The sequence below is a fragment of the Luteimonas sp. KH_071 genome, assembly GCF_057838005.1.
The window spans coordinates 2821473-2835436 of sequence record NZ_CM174458.1; the positions used below are offsets into that span (position 1 = coordinate 2821473).

The 13964-nt window shown below is 69.9% G+C and carries 14 protein-coding genes; 8 read left to right on the forward strand and 6 right to left on the reverse strand.

The features are described 5' to 3' along the window. The first annotated feature begins 51 nt into the window (after positions 1 to 51). The gene (locus AC3IRM_RS13015; RefSeq protein ID WP_489203518.1) at positions 52 to 963 is read left to right on the forward strand and encodes a LysR substrate-binding domain-containing protein; all 912 of its coding nucleotides are present in this window, start codon (positions 52 to 54) and stop codon (positions 961 to 963) included. 106 nt (positions 964 to 1069) lie between these two features. Then, on the forward strand, positions 1070 to 1492 hold the full coding sequence (rnk, locus tag AC3IRM_RS13020) for a nucleoside diphosphate kinase regulator (RefSeq protein WP_489203519.1): 423 nt from the start codon (positions 1070 to 1072) through the stop codon (positions 1490 to 1492). 51 nt (positions 1493 to 1543) lie between these two features. On the opposite strand, the gene msrA is transcribed toward rnk, so the two are convergent. The 3 genes from msrA to AC3IRM_RS13035 all read right to left on the reverse strand — a co-directional run bounded on the left by msrA (position 1544) and on the right by AC3IRM_RS13035 (position 5402). Further along, positions 1544 to 2194 carry a peptide-methionine (S)-S-oxide reductase MsrA gene (gene msrA / locus AC3IRM_RS13025; RefSeq protein WP_489203520.1) on the reverse strand — a complete coding sequence of 217 codons (651 nt, stop codon included), beginning with the start codon at positions 2192 to 2194 and terminating at the stop codon, positions 1544 to 1546. Between the two features lie 84 nt (positions 2195 to 2278). After that, positions 2279 to 3208 carry a DMT family transporter gene (locus tag AC3IRM_RS13030; RefSeq protein ID WP_489203521.1) on the reverse strand — a complete coding sequence of 310 codons (930 nt, stop codon included), beginning with the start codon at positions 3206 to 3208 and terminating at the stop codon, positions 2279 to 2281. A gap of 58 nt (positions 3209 to 3266) precedes the next feature. After that, on the reverse strand, positions 3267 to 5402 hold the full coding sequence (locus tag AC3IRM_RS13035; RefSeq protein WP_489203522.1) for a diguanylate cyclase: 2136 nt from the start codon (positions 5400 to 5402) through the stop codon (positions 3267 to 3269). Positions 5403 to 5663: 261 nt separating this feature from the next. Here AC3IRM_RS13035 and AC3IRM_RS13040 point away from each other — a divergent pair, with 261 nt between their 5' ends. The 6 genes from AC3IRM_RS13040 (at position 5664) to AC3IRM_RS13065 (ending at position 11158) form a co-directional block, all read left to right on the forward strand. After that, positions 5664 to 7427: a glutamine--tRNA ligase/YqeY domain fusion protein gene (locus tag AC3IRM_RS13040; RefSeq protein ID WP_489203523.1), complete on the forward strand. Its 1764-nt coding sequence runs from the start codon at positions 5664 to 5666 to the stop codon at positions 7425 to 7427. Positions 7428 to 7533: 106 nt separating this feature from the next. Further along, complete coding sequence (locus tag AC3IRM_RS13045) at positions 7534 to 7923, forward strand: hypothetical protein (RefSeq protein ID WP_489203524.1); 390 nt, start codon at positions 7534 to 7536, stop codon at positions 7921 to 7923. Positions 7924 to 7950: 27 nt separating this feature from the next. Continuing rightward, complete coding sequence (locus AC3IRM_RS13050; protein ID WP_489203525.1) at positions 7951 to 8511, forward strand: nucleoside deaminase; 561 nt, start codon at positions 7951 to 7953, stop codon at positions 8509 to 8511. A gap of 70 nt (positions 8512 to 8581) precedes the next feature. Next, positions 8582 to 9631 carry a 23S rRNA (cytidine(2498)-2'-O)-methyltransferase RlmM gene (gene rlmM / locus AC3IRM_RS13055; RefSeq protein ID WP_489205923.1) on the forward strand — a complete coding sequence of 350 codons (1050 nt, stop codon included), beginning with the start codon at positions 8582 to 8584 and terminating at the stop codon, positions 9629 to 9631. Between the two features lie 21 nt (positions 9632 to 9652). Further along, on the forward strand, positions 9653 to 9991 hold the full coding sequence (locus tag AC3IRM_RS13060) for a hypothetical protein (RefSeq protein ID WP_489203526.1): 339 nt from the start codon (positions 9653 to 9655) through the stop codon (positions 9989 to 9991). 231 nt (positions 9992 to 10222) lie between these two features. Beyond that, positions 10223 to 11158 carry a DUF808 domain-containing protein gene (locus AC3IRM_RS13065; RefSeq protein WP_489203527.1) on the forward strand — a complete coding sequence of 312 codons (936 nt, stop codon included), beginning with the start codon at positions 10223 to 10225 and terminating at the stop codon, positions 11156 to 11158. A gap of 10 nt (positions 11159 to 11168) precedes the next feature. On the opposite strand, the gene AC3IRM_RS13070 is transcribed toward AC3IRM_RS13065, so the two are convergent. The 3 genes from AC3IRM_RS13070 to ubiH all read right to left on the reverse strand — a co-directional run bounded on the left by AC3IRM_RS13070 (position 11169) and on the right by ubiH (position 13875). Continuing rightward, on the reverse strand, positions 11169 to 11405 hold the full coding sequence (locus tag AC3IRM_RS13070; protein WP_489203528.1) for a hypothetical protein: 237 nt from the start codon (positions 11403 to 11405) through the stop codon (positions 11169 to 11171). Positions 11406 to 11476: 71 nt separating this feature from the next. Continuing rightward, on the reverse strand, positions 11477 to 12655 hold the full coding sequence (locus AC3IRM_RS13075) for an FAD-dependent oxidoreductase (protein WP_489203529.1): 1179 nt from the start codon (positions 12653 to 12655) through the stop codon (positions 11477 to 11479). Then, positions 12652 to 13875, reverse strand: coding sequence for a 2-octaprenyl-6-methoxyphenyl hydroxylase (gene ubiH, locus AC3IRM_RS13080; protein ID WP_489203530.1), 1224 nt, complete (start codon positions 13873 to 13875; stop codon positions 12652 to 12654). The genes AC3IRM_RS13075 and ubiH overlap by 4 nt, the downstream gene beginning before the upstream one ends. Between the last annotated feature and the right edge of the window lie 89 nt (positions 13876 to 13964).

The following is a 13964-nucleotide window of genomic DNA, read 5'->3' on the forward strand; positions in this document are numbered from 1 at the left end:
GCACATCCCGGCGTCGCCTGCGCGACCCGGGACGTGTGCGGAGTGCGCGCCGTGAACCTGCGCGACCTGCGCTATCTGGTCGCGCTCGCCGACGAGCGGCATTTCGGTCGCGCCGCGGCCGCCTGTTTCGTCAGCCAGCCGACGCTGTCGACGCAGATCCGCAAGCTCGAGGAAGAGCTCGGCGTCGCCCTGGTCGAACGCGCGCCGCGCAAGGTCATGCTGACGCCGATCGGCGTGCAGGTCGCCGATCGCGCGCGCCGCATCGTCGGCGATGTCGAACAGATGAAGGCACTGGCCCGGCGTAGCATGGACCCCGAAGCCGGCTCGATCCGGCTCGGGCTGTTCCCGACGCTGGGCCCGTACCTGTTGCCGCATGCGGTGCCGCCGTTGCGCGCGCGGTTTCCGCAGCTGGAACTGCTGCTGGTGGAAGAGAAGAGCGACGTGCTGCTGACGCGGCTGCGCGACGGTCGTCTTGATGCGGCGATTCTCGCGTTGCCGGTCGACGAGGACGCGCTGCATGCCGAGTTCCTGTTCGAGGAACCGTTCCTGCTCGCGGTCTCCGATCAGCATCCGCTGGCCGCGCGCGAACGCCTGAGCCTGCAGGAGCTTTCGTCGCAGAAGCTGTTGCTGCTCGAGGACGGCCACTGCATGCGCGAACAGGCGCTGGATGTGTGTCGCCTGTCGGGCGCCGGCGAACATGCCGAGTTCCGCGCCACCAGTCTGGAGACGCTGCGGCAGATGGTGGCCGCGAACGTCGGCGTCACACTGCTGCCGATGCTCGCGACCAAACCGCCGGTCGCCCCGTCACCGCATCTGCGCCTGCTCGATTTCAGCGACACCCGCCCGACCCGGCGCATCGCCCTGGTCTGGCGCCGCAGCTCGGCCATGCACGCGTTCCTGCTGGAACTGGCGGGCGTGCTGCGCGATCTGCCGCCGACGTTGTTCGAGCACGCTGCACCCTGAGTCATTCCCGCGCACGCGGGGCACGGCACAATGGACCCCGGGCGGCGCACTGCGTCGCCTTTCTCGTGGGCGCCGTTCGAGCGCCCTCCAACTCCAGGAGATCCTCATGTCATCGCAATCCAAAAGCGGCCTGCCGCCCTCCGACGCACCGTCGATCCGTTTGACCCGTCAAGACCTCGCGCGCCTCGACGCGCTGCTCGATTCACCAGCCTACCGCGCACACCCGGGCGCAACTGCGCTCCAGCGCGAACTCGATCGCGCCGACCTGCTGCCGGACGATGCGCCCGCCGACGCGACCGTCGGCATGCATGCACGCGTGACCTGCATCGACGACGCCACCGGCGCCCGACACACGCTCACCCTGGTCTACCCGCACGAAGCGGACGTGGATAGCGGCCGCGTGTCGGTCCTCGCGCCTGTCGGCACGGCCCTGCTGGGATTGACGATCGACCAGTGCATCGACTGGCCGGTCAGCGGCGGTCGCACCTTGCGCCTGCGCGTGCTGGACGTCGCGCCCGCCGATCATTGATCGCGCTGCGTGCGGCGCCGACCCGGGCGCCGCACGGTGCACCGCATCGATTCAGAGCGGCACGCCGACCTGGCAGGCAACGCCCGTACCGCCGATCCCGCAATACCCGCCAGGATTCTTGTGCAGGTATTGCTGGTGCTCGTTCTCGGCGTAGTAGAACGGCGGCGCCTGATCGAGGATCTCGGTGGTGATGTCCGGATAGCCCGCTGCCTGCAGCTTCGCCGCGTATGCGTCGCGGCTGCGATGGGCGAGCGCGGCCTGCGCCGGCGTCGTGCAGTAGATCGCCGAGCGGTACTGGGTGCCGGTGTCGTTGCCCTGGCGCATGCCCTGGGTCGGATCGTGGCTTTCCCAGAAGGTCTGCAGCAGGGTTTCGAACGCGACCTGCGCCGGGTCGTAAACCACCAGCACGACTTCGGCATGACCGGTCTGCCCGGAACACACCTCGCGATACGTCGCGTTCGGCGTCACCCCGCCGGCATAGCCGACCGCGGTCGTGACCACACCCGGCAGCGACCAGAACTTACGCTCCGCCCCCCAGAAGCAGCCCATGCCGAACTGCACCTGTTCCAGACCTTCGAACGCGTCCTGCAGCGGCCGGCCGTGCACCGCATGCGCGTTGTGCAGCGATACCGGGGTATCACGACCGGGCAGCGCGTCCTGGGGTCGAGGCAGACGCTGTTTCCAGGCTCCGATTCCGAGCATCTCGATCTCTCCGGGTCGCGGCACAGTGCCGTCCTCCCTGCATGCGGGCGGGCGCACCCGCTTCCAAGGTGTCGGGCCCTGTTCTCAGGCCGGCTGCGCCGGAATCCGCGCGCGGCCCTTCAGGCTCGCGAGGAAGATACCGGCCAGGGTGAAGGCGAGCCCGAGCCACTCGCGCGGCAGGGTTTCACGCTGCAGCACGAGGATGTCCAGCAGGAACGCGCAGACCGGCTGCACGAGCAGCAGCAGGCCGACCAGCGCGACCGACAGGTGCTGCATCGCGCGCGAGATCAGGATCCAGCTCAGACAGTGGCCCAGCGAGGCGAGCAGCAGCAACCAGCCCAGCGCCCGCCAGGTCGGGATCGCGAACGAGACGCCCTCGGCGACACCCGCGAGTCCCAGCAGCCCCGCGCACAGCAGCGACACCATCGCCAGCACCTGCGCCACCGGTGCGGACGCCGCGGCCTCGGACGCGCCGGCGTTGCCGGCCCGCTGCACATGACGCAGGCCGATGTTGTAGACCGCGTAACACAGGCCTGTCGCGAGCCCCAGCCACACGCCCCAGCGATAATCCGCCGGCAGCGTCGCCCAGTCCGCGCCGAGCATCAGCCACAGGCCGAAGAACGCCAGCGCGATGCCGGCGACGAACCGCAGGCCGATGCGTTCGCGGAACAGCACCACGCCGGCCAGCGCCATGAAGAACACCTGTGCATTGGCCAGCAGCGTCGCCAGTCCCGGGCCGATCAGCAGGATGCTCCGGTGCCACAGCCACAGATCGGCGGCGAAGGCAGTCGCCGGCAACAGCGCCAGCCACCACATGCGTTGCGACAAAGGTCGCCAGTCGCGTTGCAGATGCACGAGCAGCGCCAGCAGCACGCCGGCGAACAGCATCCGGTAGAAGGCCGAGACCGTCGGGGGCGTGCCCGCGAGGCGCACCATCAAGCCGTTGGTGCCGATCAGCGCGGCACCGGTCAGCATCCACGCAAGGGCGGCGCGACCGGCCGGTGTTTTGTGCATCGGTTGGACTCGCGTGGAGAGCGCGCAGCGTAGCAGCGCTGCACTGCAGCTTTCAGCTTCAGCTGAAGACCGCGGGCGCCACCTGTACGCAGTTCCGGCCCTGCCGCTTGGCCGCATACAGCGCCTTGTCGGCACGTGCGACCGCGGCGGCCGGCGTGTCTTCGCCGCGCTGGCGGGTGGCGATGCCGATGCTGACCGTGAGCCGCACGCGCTGGCCTTCGTGGCGCACCTCGCAGTTCTCGACCGCGGTGCGCATGCGCTCGCCGACCGCACGCGCCTCCGCGCCGTCACGGCCGGGCAGCACCGCGATGAACTCCTCGCCGCCGTAGCGGCCGAACATGTCGGCGTCGGACAGCACGCTGCGCAACGCGGTCGAGACCGCGCGCAGGCAGTCGTCGCCGCACGCATGCCCGTGACGGTCATTGACCGACTTGAAGTGGTCGAGGTCGATGAAGAGCACGGAGACCGGACGCCCGGTGCGCTCGGCATCGGTGAAGGTGCGTTCGATCCAGATGTCGATCGTGCGGCGGTTCATCGTGCCGGTCAGCGCGTCGATTTCCGCCGAGCGCCGCAGCTTGACGGCGGCAGCGGCCTGGTCGACGTGCAACTGCACCACCCGCGCGAGCTCACCGATCACCGACATCTCGTCGGTCGTGAACCCTTCGTCGCCGGCGCGGCGCAACAGCAGCACGCCCCAACCCGGCGCGCGCACCTGGAACGGCACCAGCGCTTCCATGGCCACCACCGGCCCACCCACCGACGGCCGCACCGGCTGCTGCAGGGCGAGGCCCGCGGTCGCCTGCCGGCGCAGCAGCAGGCCACGGCGATTGATCTCGTGCTCCACCGACGGCAACGCTTCGGACGGCTCGACCAGCAGATGGTCGCGCCCCTGGTAGCCGCGCAGCACCGCGATGCAGGACTCGGTGGGCACCAGCGGCAGCAGATGATCCATCAGCAGGCGGAAGCCCTGCCACGGAATCTCGCCGGGGTCGAGGCCGTGCAGCTGGGTCTGCAGCGCAGTCGACAGGTTCGCACGCGCGGATTCGCGCCGCATCTTGCGCTCGGTGTCCTGGCGCGCGAGCCGGTCGCGATCGCGGGCCTCGCGGTAATCGCCGATGCGATGGGTCAACGCGAGCGCGAGCAGCAGCGCGAACGCCACCGCTGCGCCCTGGTAGCCGAAATGCAGCATCGGCCCGTCGGGCGCCAGCCCATGCCGCGCCAGGGCCACCCACACGCCGGTCATGACGGTCGGCACGGTCGCGGCCGTCAGCGCCCACGCCATCGGCACGCCGCGACGCCCGGCGTCGACCAGCATGCCGAGCACTGCGCACCCGGCGACTGTCCATCCCACCGCGCTGAGCGCCTGCGACGCCTCCGCAAGCCCGGGCAGATCGAGCAGGAACACCGCGGCCAGGACGACCAGTCCGATGCCGATACCGCGCACCAGCCGCGCATGACGATAGGCGAGGCCGCGCATCGCATAGGCCTCGATCAGCCACAGCGCCGCCGCCGCGTGGATCAGCGTCAGTGCCGACACGCCCTGCAGCCGCCACAGACCGAAAAAACGCACGCCCGGCAGACCGTACAGATGCCCGTTCATGGCCTGGAGCAGCAGCACCAACGCGACGGTGAACCCGAAGAAGCCGATGAACAGCCGGTCGCGGGACGCGTACGCCAAGGCGAGTGCGAGCGCCGCCAGGGTCAGGAGTCCGCCGTAGACACCGCCCGCCAGCGCGACACCGGAACGCTCCACCCGTCGGATGTCGGTCGCCTGCGCGAGCACCGGCCGCAGGCTGCCGCGCAGTCCGCCCTCCACCTCGACATCGAGCGCCATCGGTCCATGCGCATCGCGCGGCAGCAAAAACGCGTATCCGGCCGGCAGGAGGCCTTCATCGTCGCCGACGTTGAAGAAGTCCAACGGCTCGCTGCGCCAGCCGTCCGCGGCGACCAGCTGCAGCCGACTGAGCGGCTCGCGCGGGAACCACAGCGCCCAGCGCGTCGTCACCTCGGCCGGCAATTCGAAATGCAGCTCGACCAGGCCGTCCGGCCGCGTCTGCACCTCGACCGGAATGCTCTCGCCGGGACGCAGCTGGGTGGCGGAGACCAGCGCTGCGAACAGCCCCATCAGCAACACGAGGCAGGCGGCGAGCACCCAGCCGTGGCCGGGCATTGCGCGCGACACGGTCAGCTCCATCGACACGCCTGCCCGTCGACCGCACAGGGCCGTTCTTGGATCTGTCCAATGCCCCGATGCGCTGGATCGCGCATGCGCCGCCCCCTTGGTGTCCGCTGATCCATCGCAACTCGCGTGCCACGGTTTCCGTACCGCCGTCACAAAATTATGGCAGGACCCCGTCACGGAAATCCCCACGATGCCGTCACGCCTGGCCCAGCGCGTCGCTTGTGGACGGTCCGCTACACTGCACGGCTTTCCGCCACCGCCGTCCGAGCCTCCATGTCTTCCGTCGAACCCGCCGTTCCGCCGACCGATCCCGCCACGCCGGCACGCCAGGACTTCATCCGGCAGATCGTCCGCGAGGATCTGGCCAGCGGAAAACACGGCTCGGTGCGCACGCGCTTCCCGCCCGAGCCCAACGGTTACCTGCATATCGGCCACGCCAAGGCGATCTGTCTGGATTTCGGCATCGCCGCCGAGTTCGACGGGCGCTGCAATCTGCGCTTCGACGACACCAACCCCGAGAAGGAAGATCTCGAGTTCGTCCGCGCGATCGAGGACGACGTGCGCTGGCTGGGCTTCGAGTGGTCCGAGCTGCGCCACGCCTCGGACTACTTCGACGTCTATTACCGCGCCGCCGAGAAGCTGATCGCACAGGGCGATGCCTTCGTCTGCGATCTGACCGCCGAGCAGGTGCGCGAGTACCGCGGCACGCTGGTGGAGCCGGGCCGCAATTCACCATTTCGCGACCGCGGCGTCGACGAGAACCTGGACCTGTTCCGGCGCATGCGCGCGGGCGAGTTCGCCGACGGCACGCGCACGCTGCGGGCGAAGATCGACATGACCAGCGGCAACATGAACCTGCGCGACCCGGCGCTGTACCGGATCAAGCAGGTCACGCACCAGAACACCGGCGACGCCTGGCCGATCTATCCGATGTACGACTTCGCCCACGCGTTGGGCGATTCCATCGAGGGCATCACCCATTCGCTGTGCACGCTGGAGTTCGAGGACCACCGCCCGCTGTATGACTGGGTGGTGGATCGCGTCGATCTGGCCGGCAATCCGGACCTGCTGGCCTCGCTGAGCGAGCGCGGGCTGCCGAACGTCGCCGCCAAGCCGCGCCAGATCGAGTTCTCGCGCCTCAACATCAATTACACGGTGATGAGCAAGCGCAAGCTGACCCAGCTGGTCGGCGAAGGCCTGGTCGACGGCTGGGACGATCCGCGCATGTACACGCTGCAGGGCCTGCGCCGCCGCGGTTACACGCCGGCGAGCCTGCGTCTGCTGGTGGACCGCGTGGGCATCAGCAAGCAGAACTCGGTCATCGATTTCTCGGTGCTCGAAGGCGCGCTGCGCGACGATCTCGACGCCCGCGCGCCGCGCCGCATGGCGGTGGTGAACCCGCTGAAGCTGGTGTTGACCAACCTGCCCGACGGCCATGCTGAAACCCTGAGCTTCCCCAACCATCCCAAGGACGAAACGCAGGGCGTGCGCGAGGTGCCGTTCTCGCGCCAGCTGTGGATCGAGCACGACGACTTCGCCGAGGTGCCGCCCAAGGGCTGGAAGCGGCTGATCCCGGGCGGCGAAGTGCGTCTGCGCGGCGCTGGCATCGTGCGCTGCGACGAGGTGATCAAGGATGAGGGTGGTGCGATCGTCGAGCTGCGCGGCACGCTCGATCCCGAATCGCGTCCCGGCATGGAAGGTGCGAACCGCAAGATCAAGGGCACGATCCACTGGGTCAGCGCCGCGCATGCGGTCGAAGCCGAAGTGCGCCTGTTCGATCGTCTGTTCCTGGTGGAAAAGCCCGACGACGAATCGACCGGGAAGACCTACCGCGACCACCTGAATCCCGAGTCGAAGCGCAGCGTGATCGGCTACGTCGAACCTGCGGCGGCCTCGGCCGCGCCCGAGCAGTCGTTCCAGTTCGAGCGCCTGGGCTACTTCGTCGCCGACCGCGTCGACCACACGGCCGCCAGGCCGGTGTTCAACCGCAGCGTGACACTGCGCGACACCTGGATGGCGGACAAGACCGGCGGCTGAAACCCGCCGTCGGCCTCGCAGCAGAGGATGCCGCCCGTCCGCCGCGTGCCGGACGCCGGCCCGGCGCTTCGGCCGGTCAAGCGTCGAAGCGGTTAACATCCCCGGCATGAACCGTCTGCGCGCCCTGTCGTTCCGCCTGTTGCCTGCCCTGCTGTGGCTGGCGCTGGTGGCATGCGCGGCGCCTGCAGCGCCGGTCGCCGAGTCCGCGCCGCCGGCAGGCGCGGCGGTCATCGATGGCCCCGTCGCCCCCTCGGGTGTCCCCGATCTCGACACCAGCTGCCGCGTCGACAGCGACTGCGCGGTCAAGAACGTCGGCAGCTGCTGCGGTTACCAGCCGGCCTGCGTCAATGCGAATGCGCAGGTCGATCCCGAGGCGGTGCAGGCAGACTGCGCACGCCGCGGCATCGCCGGGGTCTGCGGCTTCGTCGAGATCCAGTCCTGCGCCTGCGTCAACTCGCGCTGCGAGGCGCCCGCGCCGGGCAGCCTGCTGCGCTGATCCCCTGCTTCTTTTCCGGAACGTCCAATGCTGTATGCCCAGGTCCACCTGACCCTGCCCGCGTGGGTGCACGAACACGTCGATGCTTCGCGCGATTACCCGGGCGACGACGCCAAGGTGGCGCTCGCGATCGAGCTCTCGCGCCTGAACATCGAGGCGCAGAGCGGTGGCCCGTTCGGCGCCGTCGTATTCGGCAACGACGACCGCATCATCGCCGTCGGCGTGAACCGGGTGATGCCGCACAGCTGCTCGGTCGCCCACGCCGAGACGATGGCCTACATGCTCGCGCAACAGCGCCTGCAGACGCCGCGCCTCAACGAGCGCCGCGGTCCGGTGACGCTGGCGACGTCCTCGCAGCCGTGCTGCATGTGCTACGGCGCGACCGTCTGGGCCGGTATCGACCGGCTACTGATCGGCGCGCGTTCCGAAGACGTCGAGGCGCTGACGCCGTTCGACGAAGGTCCGTTGCCCGAGGACTGGATCGGCGCGCTCAACGAGCGCGGCATCGAGGTCGTGCGTGACCTGCTGCGTGAGGACGCGCGTGCAGTGCTGCGCGCCTATGGCGAAACCGACGGGGCGAAGTACTGACATGACCGATCTTGATCACGACCAGACCGCTGCCGGGCCGGCCGACGACGCCGCATCGCCGCTGCATGCGATCAGCGGCCTGCTGTGCTACTGCCGACCGGGCTTCGAGCCCGACCTCGCCGCGGAACTGACCGAGCGCGCCGCCGGCGTGCATGTCGCCGGCTACGCGCAGACCAAGCGCGGCGACGGCTACGTGCTGTTCCATTCCGACAACGGCCCGTCGCTGACCAGCGAACTCCCGTTCCGTGAGCTGATCTTCGCGCGCCAGAAGATGATGCTGCTGGCCGAACTGCGCGATCTCGACCCGACCGACCGCATCACGCCGATCTTCGAAGTGCTGGCCGGCCGCGGCCGCCATGGCGAACTGATGGTCGAGCACCCCGAATCCGACGAAGGCAAGCAGCTCGCGGGCCTCGCCCGCAGCTTCGCCAATGCGCTGCGTCCGGCGTTGCGCAAGCGCGGGTTCCTGAGCCAGAAGGACGAGGCGCGCTTCCCGCGCCTGCATGTGTTCTTCGTGTCGGGCACGCACGCCTACATCGCCCAGTCGATCGTCGGCGACAGCGCGCCCTGGGCGATGGGCATTCCACGCCTGCGCACGCATGCCGATGCGCCTTCGCGCTCGGCGCTGAAGCTCGAAGAGGCCTTCATGGCGCTGCTCACCGAACGCGAGCGCAATGCGCGCATCAAGCCCGGCATGCGCGCGGTCGATCTGGGCGCGGCGCCAGGCGGCTGGACCTGGGTGCTGACGCGCGAGCACATGCGCGTGGTCGCGGTCGACAATGGGCCTATGCAGGCCGAACTACTCGAAACCGGTCTGGTCGATCATCACCGCGTGGACGGCTTCCGCTACCAGCCCGTCGGCGCTGTCGACTGGATGGTCTGCGACATGGTCGAACAGCCGCGCAAGGTCGCCGAGCGCATGGCGACCTGGTTCCGCGAAGGCTGGTGCCGCAATGCCGTCTTCAATCTCAAGCTGCCGATGAAGAAGCGTTGGCAGGAAACGCTGCTGGCGCTGGATCTGTTCGCCAACAATGCCGGCGAGCACGAGAACCTTGTGATCCGCGCGCGCCAGCTGTACCACGACCGCGAAGAGATCACGGTCTACGCCAGCGTCGAATAACCCGGAACCGGAGAGCGCCTCATGGCTGCAGGCTGGATCACCGTCGTCGCCCCGTACCTGCCGGAAATTGTCCGGCTGGCGCGGCCGATCTTCACCCGTACGCCGCCGCTCGTCGATCTGGGGCAGCAGCGCCGCAACGACGTGATCGACGCGCAGATCACCGAGCTGCAGGACGCGGCGAGCCAGAACGCCGATTCGATCGGCAAGCTGGCCGCTGACATGCAGAAGACCATCGAGGTGCTGCAGCTGGGCGCGGCGCGTGTCGAACAGCGTCTGCTGCGCGCGCAGGCACTGGCGGTGGTCGCCAGCACCGTCGCTGCACTGGCCTTCGGTCTCGCCGCCTGGGCGCTCGCGCGCTAGAACCGGTTCGAGATCCGTCCTGAGCGCCGCGGTACGCGCGCACGGTGGGCGACACCCGGCGCCCACTGTTCGGGCCCGAGGCAAACGCTGTCAGCAACCACGTTATGCGGCGCCTTCCGAGCCCCGCACGCGCGCCATTCGGCAAGCGCAGCAGGGCCTCGCACCGGTGCTGACGCAGCCGCCACATCGGCGCTGCATACTGCGCGCGCCCTCAACTCCGGATCTCCCCGCATGGCGTCCAGCCTGCTGACCCTGCTCGACGATATCGCCACCGTGCTCGACGACGTGGCGGTGATGACCAAACTCGCCGCGCGCAAGTCCGCCGGCGTGCTCGGCGACGATCTCGCCCTCAACGCGCAGCAGGTCACCGGGGTCACGGCCGATCGCGAATTGCCGGTGGTCTGGGCGGTCGCCAAGGGCTCGGCGCGCAACAAGCTGATCCTCGTGCCCGCCGCGCTCGCGATCAGCGCGTGGCTGCCGTGGCTGGTCACGCCGCTGCTGATGGCCGGCGGTCTGTTCCTCTGCTACGAAGGTTTCGAGAAAGTGCTGCACAAGCTGCTGCACAAGGCCGAGGACGACGCCGCCAAGCCCGGCCGGACCGCCGCGCTTGCCGGCGCCGATGTCGACCCGGTGGCGTTCGAACGCGACAAGATCCGCGGCGCCGTGCGCACCGACATGATCCTCTCGGCCGAGATCATCGCGATCACGCTGGGCACCGTCGCCGGCGCTGCGTTCCTCACCCAGCTCGGCGCGCTGGCGGCGATCTCCGCGCTGATGACCATCGGCGTCTACGGCCTCGTCGCGGGCATCGTCAAACTCGACGACGCCGGCCTGTACCTGAGCAGGCGCGCATCCGGCGCGGCGCAGGCGATCGGTCGCGGCATCCTGCGCGTCGCGCCGTGGCTGATGAAGACGCTGGCCATTGTCGGCACCGCCGCGATGTTCCTCGTCGGCGGCGGCATCCTGACCCACGGCGTGCACGACGTGCAGACCTGGATCAACGACGCGGCAAGCGGGCTGGGTGCGCTGCCCGAGGTGGGCGTGGTGCTCGGCGCGGTGCTGCCGACGGTCATCAACGCGGTCGTCGGCATCGTTGCCGGTGGCATCGTGGTGGGCATCATCGCCCTCATCCGACGCATGCGCGGCAAGCCCGCGCTCGCCCACTGAAGGCGCGTGATCAGCAGGGCAGGACGAACGCGCCCAGCCAGACCAGCAGGCCGGCGAGCCACACGCCCAGCATCACCACGCACGCGCCGAGCAGCCACAGCGCGCGCAGGCCCGCTCGCAGTGCACGGGTGCGCCGCCAGACGAGCAGAGGCGCGGCGAGCCCGACGCACAGCGCGAGTGCAAGCACGCCGTAACCGAGCGCGACGAACCCGCCCGGTCTGACCGATTCGACCGGGCACTGGGTCATTGCGAACGCGGGTGACGCGGTGCAGGCCAACACTGCAACGGCGCCGGCCTGCACGGAAGCGGGCAGCGACCTCAAAGCCCGGCAGCCCGCTTCCACAACAGATTGCGCAGTGGTGGCAGCGCGTGTGCGATGCCGAGTGCATGGCTGCGCAGCAGCACCGGCAGCAGGGCGTCGTTCGAGTAGGCGCGGTTGATCGCTTCGAACGCGTGCGCGGCCACGGCACTCTCGCTGCGCCGCGTGCGCGCCCAGCGCGCGAGCCGTTGCGGCGCATCCCAGCGCGCGCCGCGACGCCGTGCAGCGGCGACACTGTCGACCAGATCGATCACATCGCGCAGGCCAAGGTTCACGCCCTGCCCGGCCAGCGGGTGCACGACGTGCGCCGCATCGCCGATCACCAGCACGCGGCCCTGCAGCTGCGCATCCGCCAGCTGGCGCCGCAGCGGAAACGCGGCGCGCGACGAGACAGGCGTCAGCATGCCGAGCCGGCCACCGGACGCGCGCGTCACTGCATCCGCGAATGCCACGTCGTCGAGTTCGCGCATGCGCGTCGCTTCATCGGCGGGCAGTGTCCAGACGATGGAACTGCGACCCTGTTCGACCGGCAACAGCGCCAACGGGCCGGTTGGCAGGAAGCGCTGCCACGCGGTATCACGATGCGGCTCCGTGCTTTCGACATACCCGACCACGCCGGCTTGCGCGTAGTCGTGCGCGCGGGTGCCGATGCCGGCGAGCGTGCGCAGCGTCGATGCGGCACCGTCGGCAGCGATCGCCAGGCGCGCTTCGATCCGGCTGCCCGCATCGAGCCGCAGGGTCACGCCGTCGGCGTCCTGTTCCAGCGCGTCCACCTGCGCCGGCGCGCGGACGTCGACGCCGGCCGCAGCCAACCGGGCCCACAGCCGGTCGACCAGCAGACCGTGTTCGACGATCCAGCCGAGTTCGCGCATGCCGAGCTGGTCGGCGTCGAAGACCAGTTCACTGCCGCCGCCGGCGTCCCAGACCTGCATACGCAGGTAAGGATGCGCGCGCGCGGCACGCACGCTGTCCCAGGCGCCGACCGAACGCAGCAGGCCGGCGCTGTCGTGGGCGAATGCGTAGACGCGCAGATCCGGATCTGCCGCCGACCATGCGGCAGGCGCACGCGCCTCGAGCAGCACCACGTCCAGATCCTGCGCGGCCAGCGCCAGGGCGCACGCGGCGCCGACCACGCCCCCACCGACGATCACGACATCGCGTCGATCGCGGCGGCTCATGCGGCGGCTCCGCGGCACAGCGCCGGCACGTCGCCGCGATAGCCCATCGCCCCACCGGCGAGCATCGCCTGCAGCGCGGAATCGCGATCGATCGCCAGAAGCCCGAGACTGCGCAGTGGCCGCAGCAGGCGCGCCGAATTGGACGTGACACGCGCGAGGCCGTCGGAGAACGCCAGCGTGCGGGTGCGATCGTCCAGGCGGCGGGCGGCGTGGCGTTCGAGCAGTTCGGGCGCGCCGGGATCGGCAGCGCCCGCGATGCACTCTGCCAGGGTCAGCGCATCGCGCAGGCCGAGGTTGAAGCCCTGCGCGCCGATCGGATGCAGACTCTGCGCCGCATTGCCCACCAGCACCGCGCGCGTGTCGATACACCGCTCGGCCACGACGCGCCGCGCCGCATGACGACTGCGCGGACCGACCGCGAGGAAGCGGCCGGCGCGCCAGCCGAATGCCTGCTGCACGCGGGCCAGGAACGCCGCGTCATCGAGTGTGGCGACCGCATCGGCCTCGTCGCTGGCGACGCCGTGGACCAGGCCGTAATGCCGGTCGCCACGCGGCAGCAGCGCGGTCGGGCCGGCATCGGTCAGGCGTTCGAAGGCGCGGCCATCCGGCGCACGTGCCGCGCGCAGGCGCGCGATGAACAAGGTCTGCGCGTAGTCATGGATATCCGCACCGATGCCGAGCGCCTGCCGAACCGCACTGTCGGCCCCGTCGGCGCCGACCACGAGTCGTGCCCGCACGCGGGTTTCGCCGTCCGGCCCGTCCAGCCGGACCACGCGATGGCCGTCCTCGATGCCGTCGAATCCGGCAAAGCGTGCCGGCCGGTAGCGGACCAGTCGCGGCAGTTCCGCCAGCCGTGCTTCGAGCGCCTCGCCGAAATCGCGCGCGACCACGACCTGTCCGAAGGCCTCGCGTCCGTAATCGGCCGCCGCCAGCTTCACCCGGCCGAAGTCGCCGGCGCGACTGACGTGGATCTCGCGGATCGGGCCCCCGGGCGCACGCAACTTCTGCAGCACGCCGAGCGCGGTCAGCGCATGGACCGTCGCCTCGGCAAAACTGAGGTTGCGCTCGTCGAAGACCGCCGGCATCGAACCCGCCGGCGTCGAGTCGACCATCGCGACCTCGACGCCGGCGCATTCGAGCGCAATGGCCAGACTGGCGCCGACCAGACCGCCGCCGACGATGAGGACCGGATGCACCGGCTCTGGAGATGTTTCGACCATGCCCGCGATGATACGCGCCGCGTCCTGCGCCCCGGGTCGCCGCTCCGTTAGAATGCGCCCTCGACCTGTTGCTGTACCGGAGCCCTGCG